General features: G+C 68.5%; 18 protein-coding genes. 6 read left to right on the top strand and 12 right to left on the bottom strand.

What is annotated here, in order from left to right; all coding sequences use genetic code 11:
- Positions 1-65: 65 nt before the first annotated feature.
- Genes edd through eda form a run of 3 tightly spaced genes read left to right on the top strand, consistent with a single transcriptional unit; the run spans position 66 to position 3,493 of the window.
- The gene (edd, locus tag OXR60_RS00090) at positions 66-1,877 is read left to right on the top strand and encodes a phosphogluconate dehydratase (protein WP_267392869.1); all 1,812 of its coding nucleotides are present in this window, start codon (positions 66-68) and stop codon (positions 1,875-1,877) included.
- A gap of 45 nt (positions 1,878-1,922) precedes the next feature.
- The gene (locus OXR60_RS00085) at positions 1,923-2,891 is read left to right on the top strand and encodes a glucokinase (protein WP_267392867.1); all 969 of its coding nucleotides are present in this window, start codon (positions 1,923-1,925) and stop codon (positions 2,889-2,891) included.
- Positions 2,888-3,493: a bifunctional 4-hydroxy-2-oxoglutarate aldolase/2-dehydro-3-deoxy-phosphogluconate aldolase gene (gene eda, locus OXR60_RS00080; RefSeq protein ID WP_267392865.1), complete on the top strand. Its 606-nt coding sequence runs from the start codon at positions 2,888-2,890 to the stop codon at positions 3,491-3,493. The genes OXR60_RS00085 and eda overlap by 4 nt, the downstream gene beginning before the upstream one ends.
- Before the next feature lie 53 nt (positions 3,494-3,546).
- Here the strand turns inward: eda and mltG are convergent, their stop codons facing one another.
- The 6 genes from mltG to fabD all read right to left on the bottom strand — a co-directional run bounded on the left by mltG (position 3,547) and on the right by fabD (position 8,603).
- Positions 3,547-4,530: an endolytic transglycosylase MltG gene (gene mltG / locus OXR60_RS00075; RefSeq protein ID WP_267392863.1), complete on the bottom strand. Its 984-nt coding sequence runs from the start codon at positions 4,528-4,530 to the stop codon at positions 3,547-3,549.
- Positions 4,531-4,639: 109 nt separating this feature from the next.
- On the bottom strand, positions 4,640-5,899 hold the full coding sequence (fabF, locus tag OXR60_RS00070) for a beta-ketoacyl-ACP synthase II (RefSeq protein ID WP_267392861.1): 1,260 nt from the start codon (positions 5,897-5,899) through the stop codon (positions 4,640-4,642).
- A gap of 142 nt (positions 5,900-6,041) precedes the next feature.
- Positions 6,042-6,278: an acyl carrier protein gene (locus OXR60_RS00065; RefSeq protein WP_017979028.1), complete on the bottom strand. Its 237-nt coding sequence runs from the start codon at positions 6,276-6,278 to the stop codon at positions 6,042-6,044.
- A 126-nt stretch (positions 6,279-6,404) separates the two neighbouring features.
- The gene (gene fabG / locus OXR60_RS00060) at positions 6,405-7,145 is read right to left on the bottom strand and encodes a 3-oxoacyl-[acyl-carrier-protein] reductase (protein ID WP_267392854.1); all 741 of its coding nucleotides are present in this window, start codon (positions 7,143-7,145) and stop codon (positions 6,405-6,407) included.
- Between the two features lie 17 nt (positions 7,146-7,162).
- Positions 7,163-7,579: a GxxExxY protein gene (locus OXR60_RS00055; protein WP_267392853.1), complete on the bottom strand. Its 417-nt coding sequence runs from the start codon at positions 7,577-7,579 to the stop codon at positions 7,163-7,165.
- 64 nt (positions 7,580-7,643) lie between these two features.
- Positions 7,644-8,603 (bottom strand): ACP S-malonyltransferase, encoded by a 960-nt coding sequence (gene fabD / locus OXR60_RS00050; protein WP_267392852.1) that lies wholly within the window; start codon positions 8,601-8,603, stop codon positions 7,644-7,646.
- Positions 8,604-8,773: 170 nt separating this feature from the next.
- Between fabD and OXR60_RS00045 the strand changes: the two genes are divergently transcribed.
- Together OXR60_RS00045 and mdoH are read left to right on the top strand one after the other, a co-directional pair.
- The gene (locus OXR60_RS00045) at positions 8,774-10,288 is read left to right on the top strand and encodes a glucan biosynthesis protein (RefSeq protein ID WP_267392850.1); all 1,515 of its coding nucleotides are present in this window, start codon (positions 8,774-8,776) and stop codon (positions 10,286-10,288) included.
- The gene (mdoH, locus tag OXR60_RS00040; RefSeq protein WP_267392849.1) at positions 10,285-12,096 is read left to right on the top strand and encodes a glucans biosynthesis glucosyltransferase MdoH; all 1,812 of its coding nucleotides are present in this window, start codon (positions 10,285-10,287) and stop codon (positions 12,094-12,096) included. The genes OXR60_RS00045 and mdoH overlap by 4 nt, the downstream gene beginning before the upstream one ends.
- A 15-nt stretch (positions 12,097-12,111) precedes the next feature.
- On the opposite strand, the gene proC is transcribed toward mdoH, so the two are convergent.
- The 5 genes from proC to OXR60_RS00015 form a co-directional block, all read right to left on the bottom strand.
- Positions 12,112-12,903, bottom strand: a complete 792-nt coding sequence (proC, locus tag OXR60_RS00035; RefSeq protein ID WP_267393562.1) for a pyrroline-5-carboxylate reductase — start codon at positions 12,901-12,903, stop codon at positions 12,112-12,114.
- A gap of 16 nt (positions 12,904-12,919) precedes the next feature.
- Entirely contained in the window at positions 12,920-13,423 is a 504-nt protein-coding gene (locus tag OXR60_RS00030) for a YbjN domain-containing protein (protein WP_267392847.1), read from the bottom strand.
- 103 nt (positions 13,424-13,526) lie between these two features.
- Positions 13,527-13,790 (bottom strand): accessory factor UbiK family protein, encoded by a 264-nt coding sequence (locus OXR60_RS00025; RefSeq protein WP_267392845.1) that lies wholly within the window; start codon positions 13,788-13,790, stop codon positions 13,527-13,529.
- 34 nt (positions 13,791-13,824) lie between these two features.
- Entirely contained in the window at positions 13,825-14,343 is a 519-nt protein-coding gene (locus OXR60_RS00020; RefSeq protein WP_267392843.1) for a TspO/MBR family protein, read from the bottom strand.
- 123 nt (positions 14,344-14,466) lie between these two features.
- On the bottom strand, positions 14,467-15,201 hold the full coding sequence (locus OXR60_RS00015; RefSeq protein WP_267392842.1) for a TlyA family RNA methyltransferase: 735 nt from the start codon (positions 15,199-15,201) through the stop codon (positions 14,467-14,469).
- Positions 15,202-15,414: 213 nt separating this feature from the next.
- Between OXR60_RS00015 and OXR60_RS00010 the strand changes: the two genes are divergently transcribed.
- Positions 15,415-16,086 (top strand): alpha/beta hydrolase, encoded by a 672-nt coding sequence (locus OXR60_RS00010; RefSeq protein WP_267392841.1) that lies wholly within the window; start codon positions 15,415-15,417, stop codon positions 16,084-16,086.
- Between the two features lie 5 nt (positions 16,087-16,091).
- On the opposite strand, the gene OXR60_RS00005 is transcribed toward OXR60_RS00010, so the two are convergent.
- Positions 16,092-16,253 (bottom strand): hypothetical protein, encoded by a 162-nt coding sequence (locus tag OXR60_RS00005; protein ID WP_267392839.1) that lies wholly within the window; start codon positions 16,251-16,253, stop codon positions 16,092-16,094.
- Positions 16,254-16,289 lie beyond the last annotated feature (36 nt).

Here is a 16,289-nt window from a genome sequence, read left to right as displayed (position 1 = left end):
GATCGGATTTGCTCGGTAGATGAACGATGGGTCCGCCGCTGGCGCGGGCGAATGGAAGCTGTTCGATGAACCCCGAGGTCTCTGCCGTCACCGATCGCATCATTGAGCGCTCGCGCGTCTCGCGTGCCGCCTATCTCGCGCTGATCGAGCGCGAGCGCGACCAGGGGGCGCGCCGCCCGCAGCTCGGCTGCGCCAACCTCGCCCATGCCTATGCCGGCACCGAGGAAGACCGCGAGGCGATGAAGGCCGATGGCGGCATGAATATCGGCATCGTCACCGCCTATAACGACATGCTCTCGGCGCATGCCGTCTACTATCGCTACCCCGAGCTGATGAAGGTCTGGGCGCGCGAGGTTGGCGCCACTGCGCAGGTCGCGGGCGGTGTGCCAGCGATGTGCGACGGCGTCACCCAGGGCTATGCCGGCATGGAGCTGTCGCTGTTCAGCCGCGACACCATCGCGCTCAGCACCGCGATCGCGCTCAGCCACGGCACCTTCGAGGGTGCTGCATTGCTCGGCATTTGCGACAAGATCGTTCCCGGCCTGCTGATGGGCGCGCTGCGCTTCGGCCATCTGCCGATGGTGCTGATCCCCGGCGGGCCGATGCCGACCGGCCTTCCCAACAAGGCCAAGGCCGCGGTGCGCGAGCGGTTCGCGGTTGGCGAGGCGGACCGCGAGGAACTGCTCGACGCCGAGATCCAGGCCTATCATTCCAAGGGCACCTGCACCTTCTACGGCACCGCCAACACCAACCAGATGATGATGGAGGTGATGGGCCTGCACATGCCCGGCGCCGCCTTCGTCAACCCAGGCACCAAGCTGCGCCAGGAGCTCACCCGCGCCGCGGTCCACCGGCTGGCGAAGATCGGGTGGCGCGGCGACGACTATCGCCCGCTCGGCCATTGCGTCGACGAGAAGGCGATCGTCAACGCCGCGGTCGGCCTGCTCGCGACCGGCGGCTCGACCAACCACCTGCTCCACGTTCCCGCCATCGCCCGCGCCGCCGGGATCGTCATCGACTGGGAGGATTTTGACCGCCTCAGCCGCGCGGTGCCGCTGATCGCGCGCGTCTACCCCAATGGCTCGGCCGACGTGAACGGCTTCGAGGCGGCAGGCGGCATGCCCTATGTGATCCGCGAGCTGCTCGGCGAACAGCTGCTTCACGGCGACATCCCGACCGTCGCCGGCGGCGACCTCTCGGCCTATGCGTTCAAGCCGACGATCGAGCACGACAGCCTCGGCTGGAGCCCGGTCGGCGACAGCGGCGACGAGACCATCCTCCGCCCCGCCGCGGCGCCCTTCTCGCCTGACGGCGGCATGCGCATCCTTGCCGGCAACATCGGCCGCGCCTGCATCAAGGTGTCGGCGGTGGAGCGCGAGCGCTGGGTAGTCGAGGCGCCCGCCCGGGTGTTCGCCGATCAGCTCGACGTGATCGAGGCGTTCAAGGCGGGCGAGCTCGAGCGCGACGTTGTCGTCGTGGTTCGCTTCCAGGGTCCACGCGCCAACGGCATGCCCGAACTGCACAAGCTCACCCCGCCGCTCGGCGTGCTCCAGAATCGCGGCTTCAAGGTGGCGCTGGTCACCGACGGGCGCATGTCGGGCGCCAGCGGCAAGGTGCCGTGCGCGATCCATTGCTCGCCCGAGGCGCTTGGCGGCGGTGCGATCGGCAAGATCCGCGACGGCGATCTGATCCGGGTCGATGCGGTCGCCGGGACGCTCACCGCGTTGGTCGACGAGGCCGAATGGGCCGCGCGCCCGCTCGCGCCGACGCCGGCGCCGGCGAGCGGCATGGGCCGGGAATTGTTCGGCATGTTCCGGGGCCTCGCCGACGAAGCCGAAAAGGGCGCCTCCGGCATGCTGGCCGCGGCCGGCCTGTAGGCCGCCGGTGCTGGCAGCCCGACAAAGACGAGAGCAGGAGAGTTCATGGAAATCGTTGCGGTAGATATCGGCGGCACCCACGCCCGTTTCGCGATCGCTGAGGTGGAGGGCGGCCGCGTGCTCGGGCTCGGCGAGCCGATCACGCTCAAGGTCGCCGAGCATGCCACCTTCCCGCTCGCCTGGTCGGCGTTCGGTGAACAGGCCGGCCGGCCGCTGCCGCGCGGCGTCGGCATCGCCGTCGCCTCGCCGATCAACGACCAGCTCATCAAGTTCACCAACAATCCCTGGATCATCCGCCCGCCGCTGATCAAGGAGCGGCTGGACGTCGACACCTATTCGCTGATCAACGATTTCGGCGCGATCGGCCATGCCGTCGGCCAGCTCGGCGAAGAAGCCTATGTCCATCTCTGCGGCCCCGACGTGCCGCTGCCCGATCATGGCGCGATCACCGTGTGCGGGCCGGGCACCGGGCTCGGCGTCGCCCAGGTGCTGCGCGAGCACGGCAATTATCATGTCATCCCGACCGAGGGCGGGCACATGGACTTCGCCCCGCTCGACGAGATCGACGATGCGATCATCCGTCGCCTGCGCCCGACCTATACCCGCGTTTCCGCCGAGCGAATCTGCGCCGGGCCGGGTCTGGTCAACATCTACGAGACGCTTGCGCAGATGGAGGGCCGCCCGGTGGTCCATCTCGACGACAAGCGCCTGTGGGAGCTGGCGCTGGCCGGCACCAATCCGCTCGCCACGGCCGCGCTCGAGCGTTTCTGCCTGACGCTCGGCGCGGTCGCCGGCGATCTCGCGCTGGTCCATGGCCCCACCGCGGTGGTGATCGCAGGTGGCCTCGGCCTGCGCCTCAAGGACAAGCTGGTCCAGTCCGGCTTCGGCCAGCGCTTCGTCGCCAAGGGCCGGTTCCAGAGCCTGATGACGACCATTCCCGTCAAGATCATCACCTATGAGCAGCCCGGCCTCTACGGCGCCGCGGCCGCCTTTGCCCAGGAGCATTCGCGATGACCCCGATCGACCAGATCATGCAGACCAGCGCCGTGATCCCGGTGCTGGTGATCGACGATGCCGCCACCGCGCGCCCGCTTGCCCAGGCGCTGGTCGCCGGCGGGCTGAAGGTGCTTGAGGTGACGCTGCGCACCGGCGCCGCGATGGAGGCGATCGCCGAGATGAAGAAGGTCCCCGGCGCGATCGTCGGCGCCGGCACCGTGGTCAACGAGACGCAGGCGCGCGACGTGATCGACGCCGGCGTCGAGTTCATCGTCTCGCCCGGCCTCACCGAGCGACTCGCCCGGCCGATCCTCGATGCCGGTGTCGCCTATCTTCCCGGCACCGCCACCGCCGGCGACATCATGCGCGGGCTCGATCTCGGCCTCACCCATTTCAAGTTCTTCCCCGCGGAAACGTCGGGCGGGCTGAAGGCGCTAAAGGCGCTCGCCGCGCCCTTCTACCAGTGCCGCTTCTGCCCCACCGGCGGCATCACCGAAGCCTCCGCCCCCGACTGGCTGGGGTTCAAGCCGGTACTCTGCGTCGGCGGCAGCTGGGTGACTGGTGGCACCATGGCCGAGGTGGAAGCCAAGGCCCGCGCCGCGAGCGCGCTGCGCGGCTGAAGTCGAGGGCTCACGGGCAACCGTCACCCCGGCGCAAGCTGGGGTGACGGCAGTCACATCTCGCCGCGTGCGTGCCTGATCGCATACCATTTGCGCACATTGGCGTTGTGCTCGGCGAGCGTATCGGCGAACACATGGCCGCCGGTACCATCGGCCACGAAGTACAGCGCCGACGACTTGGCCGGATCGAGCACCGCGTCGATTGAGGCCCGCCCCGGGTTGGCGATCGGCCCAACCGGCAGACCGTTCTCCGCATAGGTATTGTACCCGCTCTTGGCCTCTAGCTCGGAGCGGAGGATGCGCCGGCCAAGCGGGCGTCCCTTGGTGATCGGATAGATCACGGTTGGATCAGCCTGGAGCCGCATGCCCATGCGCAGGCGGTTGCCATAGACCGCCGCGACCATCCGCCGTTCCGAGGGCTTGCCAGTCTCCTTTTCGACGATCGAGGCGAGCACGATCGCCTGGGCGGGTGTCGACACCGCGATACCCGGCTTGCGCCTGGCCCAGGCGGCGGCGAGATAGTCGCGCATCGCCTTTTGCATGCGCGTGACCACCGCGGCGCGGGTGTCGCCGCGCTGGAAGGCGTAGCTGTCCGGCAGGATCGATCCTTCGGCGGGCACCGGCACGGTGCCGGTCAGCCCGTCGGCCTTGGCCAGCGCGTCATGCACCAGCACCGACGGGTAGCCCTCGGGCACCACCACCAGCCGCTGGAACACCTTGCCGGCCTGGAGCATCTTGAGAATGTCGGCCTGGCTGAGATGGGCGGGAATGCGATATTCGCCGGCCTTGATCGCCTCGCCCGAGCCGAACACCCGCGCGAGAAGGCGGAAGCGCGTTGCCGAGCGGATCGCCCCCGCCGCTTCGAGCGCGCGCGCGGCGCCGGCGAGGCTGCTGCCCTCGGCAACTTGCACGGTGAGGGTGCGCGGCGCCGGCCCCGCCCCGCCCCAGCCCTGCACGACCAGGAACAGGAACAGGAACAGGAACAGGGTGACGACCAGCCCCAGGGCGACGATTCCAAGGCAGCCGATCTTGCGCATCATTGTTCCCCGGCGAAGGCCGGACCCTATCGGGCAGACGGCTCGCTCTATTCGATAAACCTGGCACGCTGGCCCCCGGCTTTTGCCGGGGAACAGGTGCCAGCAGCGATCAGATCGCCTTCATCACCAGCGAGGCGTTGGTGCCGCCGAAGCCGAAGCTGTTGTTGAGGATGGCGCGCACCGACCGCTTCTTGGCGACATGCGGCACCAGATCGACCCCGGCGCAATTCTCGCTCGGATTGTCGAGGTTGAGCGTCGGCGGCACGATCTGGTCGCGCAGCGCGAGGATGCAGAAGATGCTCTCCACCGCGCCGGCGCCGCCGAGCAGGTGCCCGATCGCCGACTTGGTCGACGACATTGACAGATCGCCGATCGCGCTGCCGAACAACCGCCGCACCGCGCCAAGCTCGAGCTCGTCGCCAAGCGGCGTCGAGGTGCCATGGGCGTTGATGTAATCGATGTCCTCCAGCGCCAGGCCGGACTTCTTCATCGCCATCTGCATCGAGCGGAACGCGCCCGAGCCTTCGGGGTGCGGCGCGGTGACGTGATAGGCGTCGCCCGACAGGCCATAGCCGATCACCTCGGCATAGATCTTGGCGCCGCGCGCCTTGGCATGCTCATATTCCTCAAGCACCACCACGCCGGCGCCCTCGCCCATCACGAAGCCGTCGCGATCGCGATCGTAGGGGCGGCTGCCCTTCTCCGGCGCGTCGTTGAAGTTGGTGCTGAGCGCGCGCGCCTGGGCGAAGCCGGCGATGCCCAGCGGGCAGATCGCGCCCTCGGCGCCGCCCGCCAGCATCACGTCTGCATCGTCCATCGCAATCATCCGCGCGGCATCGCCGATCGAATGCGCGCCGGTCGAGCAGGCGGTGACGACCGCGTGGTTGGGGCCCATCAGCCCGTATTTGATCGAGACCTGGCCCGAGATCAGGTTGATCAGCCGGCCGTGGACGAAGTGCGGCGAGACGCGGCTCGGGCCCTTGTTCTCGCACACCAGCGATTCGCTGGCGATACCAGGCAGCCCGCCGATCCCCGAGCCGATCGAGCAACCGGCGCGGAAGCGCTGTTCCTCGGTCATGTCGAGCAGGCCGGCATCCTCGATCGCCTGGCCGGCGGCATCGATGCCATAGACGATGAAGGGATCCACCTGGCGCTGTACCTTGTGGTCGACGCGCAGGTTGGGATCGAAGCCATAGGCGTGGCCAGCGGGCTTTACCTCGCAGGCGATCCGGCACTTCTGGTCCGACGCATCGAAGCGCGTGATCGGGCCGGCGCCCGACTTTGCGGCGATGATGTTCGCCCAGGCCGTCTCGACGTCCGCGCCAAGCGGGGTCACGAGGCCCAATCCGGTTACGACAACGCGCCGCATACCCTTCACTCCATCCAATCAAGCGATCGGCCACCAGCGGCCAGACGAAAAACGGCTCCCCGCCCTCTTAGCCCGGGGACGGGGAGCCGTTCAATTCCTGCCCTCAGCGGGCACGACCAGGCGTCAAGCCGGGCCTCAGAACTTAAGCCTTGTGCTCGTCGATATAGGTGATCGCGTCCTTGACGGTCGTGATCTTCTCGGCGGCATCATCGGGGATCTCGACCCCGAACTCTTCCTCGAATGCCATGACGAGCTCGACGATGTCGAGGCTGTCGGCACCCAGGTCGTCGATGAAGCTCGCGTCCTCGGTCACCTTGTCGGCTTCGACGCCGAGATGCTCGACGACGATCTTCTTTACGCGGTCGGCGGTCTCGCTCATGTCTTCATTCCCTCTTCACGTTGGGGGTGTTCGTTGGTTCCTGAACGCCCGTAGAACGGGGTCCGTTTCGTGGCAAGCGGGTGTTTACCTGCCGTGATGCACGTCGCAGCCGATCGCCACCGCGATTCAGACCATCGCCATGCCACCGTTGACGTGCAGCGTCTGGCCGGTGACATAGCCCGCTTCCTTGCTCGCGAGATAGACGACGGCGGCGCCGATGTCTTCCCCCTTGCCGAGATCACCCGCCGGGATGCGGGTCAGCAGCGCCGCCTTCTGCGCCTCCGGCAGCCCATCGGTCATCGCCGAGCGCATGAAGCCGGGGGCGACGCAGTTGACGGTGATGTTGCGGCTGGCGAGTTCCTGCGCCAGCGCCTTTGACATGCCGACGAGCCCGGCCTTGGACGCGGCGTAATTGGCCTGGCCCGGGTTGCCGGTCTGGCCCACCACCGAGGTGATCGAGATCACCCGGCCGAACCGCGCCTTCATCATCGGCTTGGCGGCGGCGCGGATCAGGCGAAAGGCGGCTTCAAGATTGACGCGGATCACCTGGTCCCACTCGTCGTCCTTCATCCGCATCGCCAGATTGTCGCGGGTGACGCCGGCGTTGTTGACGAGAATGTCGAGCTTGCCGCCCAGTGCGGCCACCGCCTGCGGCACCAGCGCATCCACCGCCGCACCGTCCGACAGGTCGCACGGCACTGCGACGTGATCGCCGCCGAGGCTGGCGCGAAAGGCTTCCAGTTTGTCGGCATTGGACCCGGACACCGCCAACCGCGCGCCCTGCCCCGCCAACGCCTGCGCAATCGCAGACCCGAGCCCGCCCGAGGCGCCGGTGACGAGGGCGGTCATGCCAGTGAGATCGAACATTGTAACTCCAATCAAGATCACGGTTCGCGCGGAGGCGCAGAGGACGCAGAGGGCTGATGGTTGTTGACGAGGCGACGCACGCCCTCCTTGAGCGTCGCCCCACCGAAATTGATGAGCAGGCCGACCGGCTGTTTGGTCAACCGAAGATACGTGAGCAACTGCTTGGCATGAACGGACTGCAGGCGCTCTACAGATTTGATCTCGACAACCAGCCTCTCGTCGACAAGAAGATCCATCTTGAACGCTCCGGCGATGCGAACCCCCTCGAAATCGATGTCAACCGACCGTTGCCGTGCGACAGCATATCCCATGTTGACGAGTCGGGCTGCAAGAACGGCTTCATAGACGCTCTCAAGTAAGCCCGGCCCCAGATCACGGTGCAGCCGCAGCGCAACATCGACAACATCACCGCTGATCACATCGATGTCGCGCAAGGGCCCTTCTTCCTCTGCGTTCTCCGCGCCTCTGCGCGACATCCTTCGCGCCTTCGCGTGAACATCACATCTTCTTCAACAAATCCTCGATGTCGTCCATCGTCACCACGCTCACCGCTGACGCATCCGGCACGATGCGCTTGACCATGGGGGCGAGCACCTTGCCGCCGAATTCGACGAACTCGGTCACGCCCGCCTCGGCCATCGCCAGCACCGATTCCCGCCAGCGGACCATCCCCGTCACCTGGCGAACCAGCGCGACGCGAATCGCGCCGGGGTCGGCGATCGGCGCTGCATCGACGTTGGCGTAGACCGGCACCAGCGGCGCGGCGACGGTCGCGTCGGCGAGCGCGGTCTCCATCGCATCCGCTGCGCCCTGCATTAGCGGGCAATGGAATGGCGCGGAGACCGGGAGCAGAACCGCACGCTTGGCGCCGAGCGACTTGGCGATGTCGATCGCGCGCTCGATCGCCTGCCGATGCCCGGAGATCACCACCTGGCTCGGATCATTGTCGTTGGCGACCGTGCAGACCAGTTCGGGTCCGCCTTCGGCGAGGATCGAATCGACCGCGGCACCGGCGATGGCCTGGGCCTTGTCGAGATCGGCACCGAGCAGCGCCGCCATGGCGCCCTCGCCGACCGGCACCGCCGCCTGCATCGCCTGACCGCGGCGCTTGAGCAGTCGCGCGGTGGTGGCGAGATCAAAGGCCCCGGCAGCGCACAGCGCGCTATATTCGCCGAGCGAATGGCCGGCGACATAATCGCATTTGTCGGCAAGCCGCACCCCGCCCTCGCGCTCGAGCACGCGCAGCGTCGCGATCGCATTGGCCATGATCGCCGGCTGTGCGTTCTCAGTAAGGGTGAGATCCTCGGCAGGCCCCTCGGCCATCAGCCGCAACAGATGCTGGCCGAGCGCCTCGTCCACCTCGCCGAAGGTTTCGCGCGCGACCGGGCTCGCGTCGGCGAGCGCCTTGCCCATGCCGACCGACTGGCTTCCCTGGCCGGGAAAGATGAACGCCCGCATGCTGGTCTCCCTTTATCGTCAGCGGAGTATCGTGGCGCAGCGGCCTAGCCGCGCGTCCCCGGCCATGGCAAGCTCACCGATGACCAGTGAACGCGGTCACCTCGTCGTCGCGGGTGGAACATTTCAGCCACACGGCATATTGTTGCATCGCAGCAACGATGTGAGAGCCCATGATCGATCCTAGCCGTCGCGACATCGCCTGGGCGCTTGCGGTCCTGGCTGCCATGCCCGGTGCCGCGCTGGCGCAGCGTGGCGCCAAGACGTCGGCCTTCTCGTGGGACATGGTCCAGCGCCGCGCGCAGGAGCTGGCGCGCCAGCCCTATCGCGAGCCCGCCAAGGTCGCTGCCGCAGCCGCTATCGACTATGACGCGGTGGGCGCGATCACCTACCGCGCCGATCGCACGATCGCGGGCGGCGTCAGGCTGTTCCCGCTCGGCCGCTATGCGCCGATGCCGGTGGCGATCAACGTCGTGCACGGCGGCACGGCGAAGCCGGTCGACTTCTCGGCAGACCTGTTCCGCACCAGCAAGGGCCATGCACCGGCGCTGGGGATCGCCGGCTTCCGCGCGATGAGCGCGAGCGGCACCAGCGACTGGCTTGCCTATATGGGCGCCTCCTACTTCCGCTCGTCCGGCTCGCAGGACCAATATGGCCTGTCCGCCCGCGGCATCGCGATCGACACCGGCGTGCCGGGCAAGGAGGAGTTTCCAAGCTTCACCGAATTCTGGATCGAGCGCGCGGGCGACCAGGCCTATACCATTTACGCGCTGCTCGACGGCGCCAGCGTCACCGGCGCCTATCGCTTCCAGTCGCGGCTGGGGCCATCGGGCGCTGTGCAGGACGTATCGTCGGTGCTGTTCCTGCGCCGCGACATCGCCCGGCTCGGCATCGCGCCGGCGACCAGCATGTTCTGGTATGGCGAGGGCAACCGCCAGGCGGCGGCGGACTGGCGGCCGGAAATCCACGATTCGGACGGCCTTGCGCTGCTCACCGGCAGCGGCGAGCGGATCTGGCGCCCGCTCGGCAATCCGCCGCACGAAACGCTCGACAGCTTCGCGGACGACAACCCGCGCGGCTTCGGGCTGCTCCAGCGCGACCGCACCTTCGATCACTATCACGACGACGGCGCCTTCTACGATCGCCGCCCCAATCTGTGGGTCGAGCCGCAGGGCCAATGGGGCAAGGGCGCGGTGATGCTCTACGCCTTCCCCACGGCGACCGAGACGGTCGACAATGTCGTCGCCTTCTGGAACCCCGCCGCACCGGCCAAGGCCGGCCAGCGGCTCGCCTACGACTATCGGCTGACCTGGGGATCGGCCGATCCCTCGGTGGCGGCGAGCGCGCATGCGGTGGATTGCTGGCAGGGCACCGCCGGCGCGCCGGGCGCGGCGCCGATCAAGGGCGCGCGCAAGCTGGTGGTCGACTTCGTCGGCAGCGGGCTGGCCGGGCTCGACCGATCGAGCGGCGTGACCGCGCAGATCACCGTCGGCCAGGGCAAGCTGCTCGCCAGCGCCGCCTATCCGGTGGTCGGCCAGCCCAATCGCTGGCGGATCACCGCCGATGTTGCGCCAAGCGGCGCCGCCGCGCCCGCGGATGTCCGCCTCGCGCTCCAGCGCGGCACCACCGCGCTCCAGCGCGGCACCACCGCGCTCAGCGAGACGGTGCTGACCCAGGTCTTCGCATGACCCTGCCGGCGCAGCTCCCCCCGGAAGCGCCGCTGGCGATGCCGGCGCAGCGGTTCGACGGCCGGCCGCCGCCGCTCGCCGTTCCCGCCGCCGCCTGGGGCGCCGAGACCGCGCCGGGCGACATCCTCGCCCGCCGGCTGTTGCTGGTGGTGTTGACCGGCCTGCTCGCCACTGCGGCCGCCGCGGCGGTGGAGGATTCGCTGCTGCAGGACGGCTTGGGCGGCTGGGACGTGTTCCTGCTGCTGCTGTTCTTCCCGCTGTTCGGCTGGATTGCGTTCGGCTTCGTCAACGCCGCCATCGGCTTCGTGCTGCTGATGACACGGCTTCACCCGGGCTTCGTCCCCGCGCCCAGCCGGCGCACCGCGCACGGCTCGCGCACCGCTGTGCTCGTCCCCGTCCACAACGAGGATGTCGACGCGGTCTACGGCCGGGTCGAGCGGATGGCGCAGGCGATCGCGGACGCCGGCGCGGCACAGCAGTTCGACTTCTTCATCCTCAGCGACTCGGGCGCCGCCGCCGGCGCGGCCGAGGAGGCCGCCTGGGCAACACTCGCGCCGCGCGCCGCCGCACCGATCTATTATCGCCGCCGCACCGACAATGTCGCGCGCAAGCCCGGCAATATCGCCGAGTGGATCCGGCGCTTCGGCGGCGCCTACGATTTCATGCTGATGCTCGATGCCGACAGCCTGATGGGCGGCGAGACCATGGTCGGGCTCGCTCAGGTGATGGAGGAGAACCCCTCGGTCGGGCTGCTGCAGACGGTGCCGTCGATCATCGGCGGCGCCACGCTGTTCCAGCGCTGGCAGCAGTTCGCGAGTCGGCTGTACGGGCCAATCTCCACCGCCGGTCTGGTCTGGTGGGCGGGTTCGGAAGCGACCTTCTGGGGCCATAATGCCCTGGTCCGCACCCGAGCTTTCGCCGAGGCGTGCGGGCTACCGGCGCTGTCCGGCCCGCCACCGTTCGGCGGCGCGATCATGAGCCACGACATGGTCGAGGCGGCGCTGCTGCGCCGGCGCGGCTGGGCGGTGCACATGATCATGCTCGATGACAGCTACGAGGAATATCCGCCGACGCTGATCGATCTCGCGGTGCGCGATCGTCGCTGGGCGCAGGGCAACATCCAGCATCTTCGCCTGCTCGGCTCGTCGGGCTTCCACTGGGTCAGCCGGATGCAATTGTTCATCGGCGCGTCCGCCTTCTTGACCTCGCCGGCGTGGCTGGTGCTGATCGCGACCGGCATGATCCAGGCGCTCGGCGGCGAGCTCAACGCGGTCAACAGCGTCACCTCGATGCAGGTCCTGGAAGTGACGCTGCTGTTGCTGTTCGGGCCGAAGCTGCTGAGCGTGATCTGGGCGCTGAGCAACGCCCCCGTCCGCCGCGGGTTCGGCGGCGCGCGCGCGATCCTGCGTTCGGTGGCGCTGGAAGTACCGCTGTCGATTATCGTCGCCCCCGCGATCGCGCTCACCCAGACGATCGATCTCATCAATATCTTCCGCGGCGCCCCGTCAGGCTGGAACCCGCAGAACCGCGACCGTGACGGGCTGACGCTGGCGGAGGCGATGCCGCGCTATCGCTGGCACATCGTCGCCGGGGTCGTGCTGCTGGTGCTGTCGCCGCTGGTGCCGGTCACCGGGCTGTGGCTGACGCCCGTCACCCTCGGCCTGTTGCTCGCTCCGCTGATGGCAACATGGACGGCCAGCATCGCGACCGGCACGCGCTATGCGGCACGCGGCTATTTCGAGGTGCCGCCGGTCGGCCTCGAGCAACCGGCCGGGTCGGCCATCCCGTCCCTGCCTGCAGCCGCCTGAGCAGCTACGGCGCGCCTAGCGCGCGGCGGCCGCCATTTCGGCGTTGCGCGCCGCCGACGCTGTCAGCGTCGCCTCGAGCAGCCGCACCAGCGCGTGGTCGTGATCGAGCACGTTGAGCCCTTCGCGGGTCGACCCGCCGGGGCTGGCGACGCGATCGGCGAGCACCGCCGGGCTGACATCCGCCGCCGCTGCCATCAGCGCCGATCCCTCAACGGTGGCCAGCGCCAGCCGCGCCGCTTGGTCGGCGGGCAGCCCCAGCGCCGCGCCTGCCTGGGCGAGCGCATCGATGAAGCGGAACACGAAGCCGGGCCCGCATCCGGCGAGCGCGGTCACTGCATCGAATTGCGGCTCCGCCTCGATCCATTCCACCAGCCCCAGCGGACGCGCCAGCGCCTCGGCGACCGCGCGCGCGGCTGGATCCTGGCTGGTGGTGAACAGCGTGGTCACGCCCTTGCCGATCGCAACCGGCAGATTGGGCATGGCGCGGACGATATGATCGGCGGGGATGCGCCGCGCCAGCGCCGCTTCCTCGACGCCGGCGAGGATCGACACCAGCAGCGCCGGCCGCAAATCGGCGAGCCCCGGCGCGACCACGTCGAGCTGCTGCGGCTTGACGGCGAGGATCAGCGTCTCGGGTCGCTCGCCTGCGGGCACGGCATGAAGATTGCGGACGCCGGGCGGCAGGGTCGCAGGGCTGCGGGTGATCACGGTGACCCGCTCGGGCGCCATGCCGTCGGCGATCCAGCCACGCAGCATTGCGCCACCCATGTTGCCGCAGCCGATCAGCCACAGCGGGCCATCTGCCATCATTGTCACCGCTCTTTCACGCCTCGCCCTGCGTCTCGATCAGCGCCGCCGCCAGCGCCTCCTTGGGGCTCTTCCCGCCCCACAGCACGAACTGGAACACCGGATAGAAGCGCTCGCACTCCTCGATCGCCGATTCGACCAGCAATTCGGCCGCACCGAGCGACATCGTGCCCTCCTCGTCGCCGTCGATCATGGCGGCATGCCGGTACAACAGCACGCCCGACGACGACCAGAGCTCGAAATGGCCGATCCACAGCTGTTCGTTGACCAGGCCGATCGTCTCGTAGACGCCGGCGCGGCGGTCGTCGGTGACCTTGATATCGGGAAACGCGAGGAACTGCAGCACGCTGTCATCCTCGCGCCACAAGGCGCGCAGCTCGTAGGTGGTCCAGCTGCCTTTGACGGTGGCGACGATCTCGTCGTCATGGCGCTCGTGTTCCCAGCCATGCGCGGCATAATATGCCTCGAGCATGTCGATGGGAGCCGCAGCCTCCTGGTCGTGATCGGCGTGATCGAGCATCGGAACCGTCCTTATCGCACGACAAGGTTGCCGAGGCAAAAACGCCCCGGCAACCCCGTTGGACAGGTCCGCCCACGGATCAGCCGCGAAAGCTGTGGAAAAATCAGGCGGTGGGCACCGGATCGGCGCCACGCGCTTCCAGCGCGTCGAGTCGCGCCTTCAGCGCGTCATTCTCGTCGCGCGCGGCAACGGCCATCGCCTTGACCACCTCGAACTCGTCGCGGCTGACGAAATCGAGCCCACCGATCCATTCGCGGGCGCGCGCGCGGGCACCCTGCTCGGCTTCGCGGCCGGCACCGGCGAGCGTGCCGACGGCACCATTCATGAACTTGACGAGATCGTCGAAAATCCGGTTGTCGGACTGCATTGTGTTAATCTTCCCCAGCCGCCGTGCGTGCGTATCAGAGCATTTGGGAGGTGTGCGCCGCCGGCACAAGGGTTTCCGCATCGGGATTGAGCTGGCCGATCCGCCAGGTCAGCACGCCGGCGAAGCTGACCCACACCAGATACGGCACCATCAACCATGCCGCCGCGGTACGGACGCCGCCGAATACCACCGTGGTGGCGATGCCGCCAAGCAGCATGCCCGCAATCACCAGCAGCGAGGCGCCGACCTGATGCTCGCCGAAGAACAACGGCATCCACAGCAAGGCGAGCACGAACTGCGCGGCAAACAGCGCCGCCCCCAGCCAGCGCCGATTCGCGCCGCGGGCATTGAGCACCATCGCCAGCGCGAGGCCGGAGAGGATGTAGATCGCGCTCCAGGCGACCGGAGAGGCCCAGCCCGGCGGGGTCAGCGCCGGTTTGGCGAGCGCGGCATACCAGGGGTTGTCGTCGCCCGCCGGCACGGCGCGGCCCGAAGCGAATCCGAGCAGCAACACCAACGGTACCGTTACCGCCGCCCAGCGGAGGAACGACATTTGCAACTGACCCTTGGACGCGATCCCACCCATATAAGCCCTTTTCACCGTCACATACGGGCGCTCTGCCGTGTCGTGAACGGATCGTAAAGCATCCGTTATGCGGATCGATCCAAAAATGGTTCAATTGCGCGTTGCAGCGACCAGAAATTCCACATTACCTTCGGGTCCGGTGATCGGGCTCGCAACCACGCTGGCGACCGCCCAGCCGCTCCCCTCCAGCCAGGCGACGACCGCGTCGCACACCCGCTGGTGCACGGCAGGATCGCGCACCACCCCGCCCTTGCCGACTTCCTCGCGTCCTGCCTCGAACTGCGGCTTGATCAACGCCATCAGCCGCGCGCCCGGACGCGCAAAGCCGAGCGGCCGCTCCAGCACCTTGGCCAAGCCGATAAAGCTCGCATCGCAGACGATCAGATCGACCGGCTCGGGAATGTGCGACTCGGTGAGCAGCCGCGCGCTGGTCTGCTCGTGGACGATCACGCGCGGGTCCTGGCGCAGCTTCCAGGCCAGTTGGTTGGTGCCGCTGTCGACCGCATAGACGCGCGCGGCGCCGCGGCTGAGCAGCACGTCGGTGAAGCCGCCGGTCGACGAGCCGACGTCGATCGCGACCGTGCCCGTCACGTCCCAGCCGGCCTGATCAAGGCCGTGCGCCAGCTTGATTCCGCCGCGCGACACCCAGGGATGGTCGCGGCCACGCACCTCGAGCGCGACCTCGGGCGCGATCGTCTGCCCCGGCTTGTCGATCTTGCGGGTCCCCGCGAACACCAGCCCGGCCATGATCAGCGCCTGGGCACGGGTGCGCGATTCGGCGAGGCCGCGATCGACGAGCATCTGGTCCACACGCTGTTTGGCCATGCCGCGCCTCATAGGCGATTCGCCGCCCACGTCACCCCGCTTCCGCCGGTCGCAACCGGCCTTCGACTGGACGCAGCGCTATTGTCCCCCAATCCACTAGGTTTATCTCTGCTGGCGGGGGGCGTGGCCGATCGGCGTCGCCCTAGAGCGTCGATTGTCACGTCCCTCGCCTGAGCCGGCATCCGGCTCATGGCGCGAGCAAGGAGAGGCGACATGAGTCATTTCGCACCGTCCCACGGGGCGCTGCCCACGATCCTCACGGTGCCCGGGCTCGGCGGCTCCGGGCCGTCGCACTGGCAGACGCTGTGGGAGAGCAGCCGGCCCGATGTGGTGCGGGTCGAACTCGGCATGTGGAACACGCCGCACCGCAACGCCTGGGTGACCAAGCTCGACGAGGCGATTCGCCAGGCACAGGCGCCGGTGATCCTCGCCGCGCACAGCCTCGGCTGCCTCGCCGTCGCCTGGTGGGCGCAATTGTCACCGCAACCCTATGGCTGGCCGGTGGCCGGGGCCCTGCTGGTCGCGCCGGCCGATGTCGACTGGGAGGGCGCACCCGACGAGATCCGCAGCTTCGCGCCGGCGCCGCGGCTGCCGCTCCCCTTCCCGTCGATCCTGGTGGCATCGAGCGACGATCCCTGGGCGAGCATCGATCGGGCGCACAGCATGGCGGCCAATTGGGGCAGTCACTTCGTCGATGTCGGGCCGCAGGGCCATCTCAACGCTGCCAGCGGCATCGGCTGGTGGGCAGAAGGCCAGGAGTTGCTCGAGCGGGTCATCGCCGCGAGCGGCGACGGCCACGGCCATGTCCGGTCGCCCGGCGATGCCCGCTCGTTTCTAGGGCTGCCCACCCCGGAGCGGCGCGGCGGCGATCATCCGCGCCACTGACGCAATCAGGCGTCGGGGCGACCGGACGGCGTCTCGCCATGGGCGACGCCACGCGCCCGGCCGGCGGCGCTCGCTGCCTTCATCCGCCGGTACATGCCGACGTTGAGGCCGACGAGCACCACCACCGCCAGCCCGACGATCACGATCACCGCAGGCCAGCTCTTCACGCGCGGGCGCCCTCGCTGATCGCGGTGCTGTTGTGG

Origin of the sequence: Sphingomonas sp. GC_Shp_5, assembly GCF_026540855.1 — a bacterium.
Classification (GTDB): Bacteria; Pseudomonadota; Alphaproteobacteria; order Sphingomonadales; family Sphingomonadaceae; genus Sphingomonas.
Note: the sequence above shows the minus strand (reverse complement) of the source record. Positions and strands in the feature narration are given on the sequence as shown.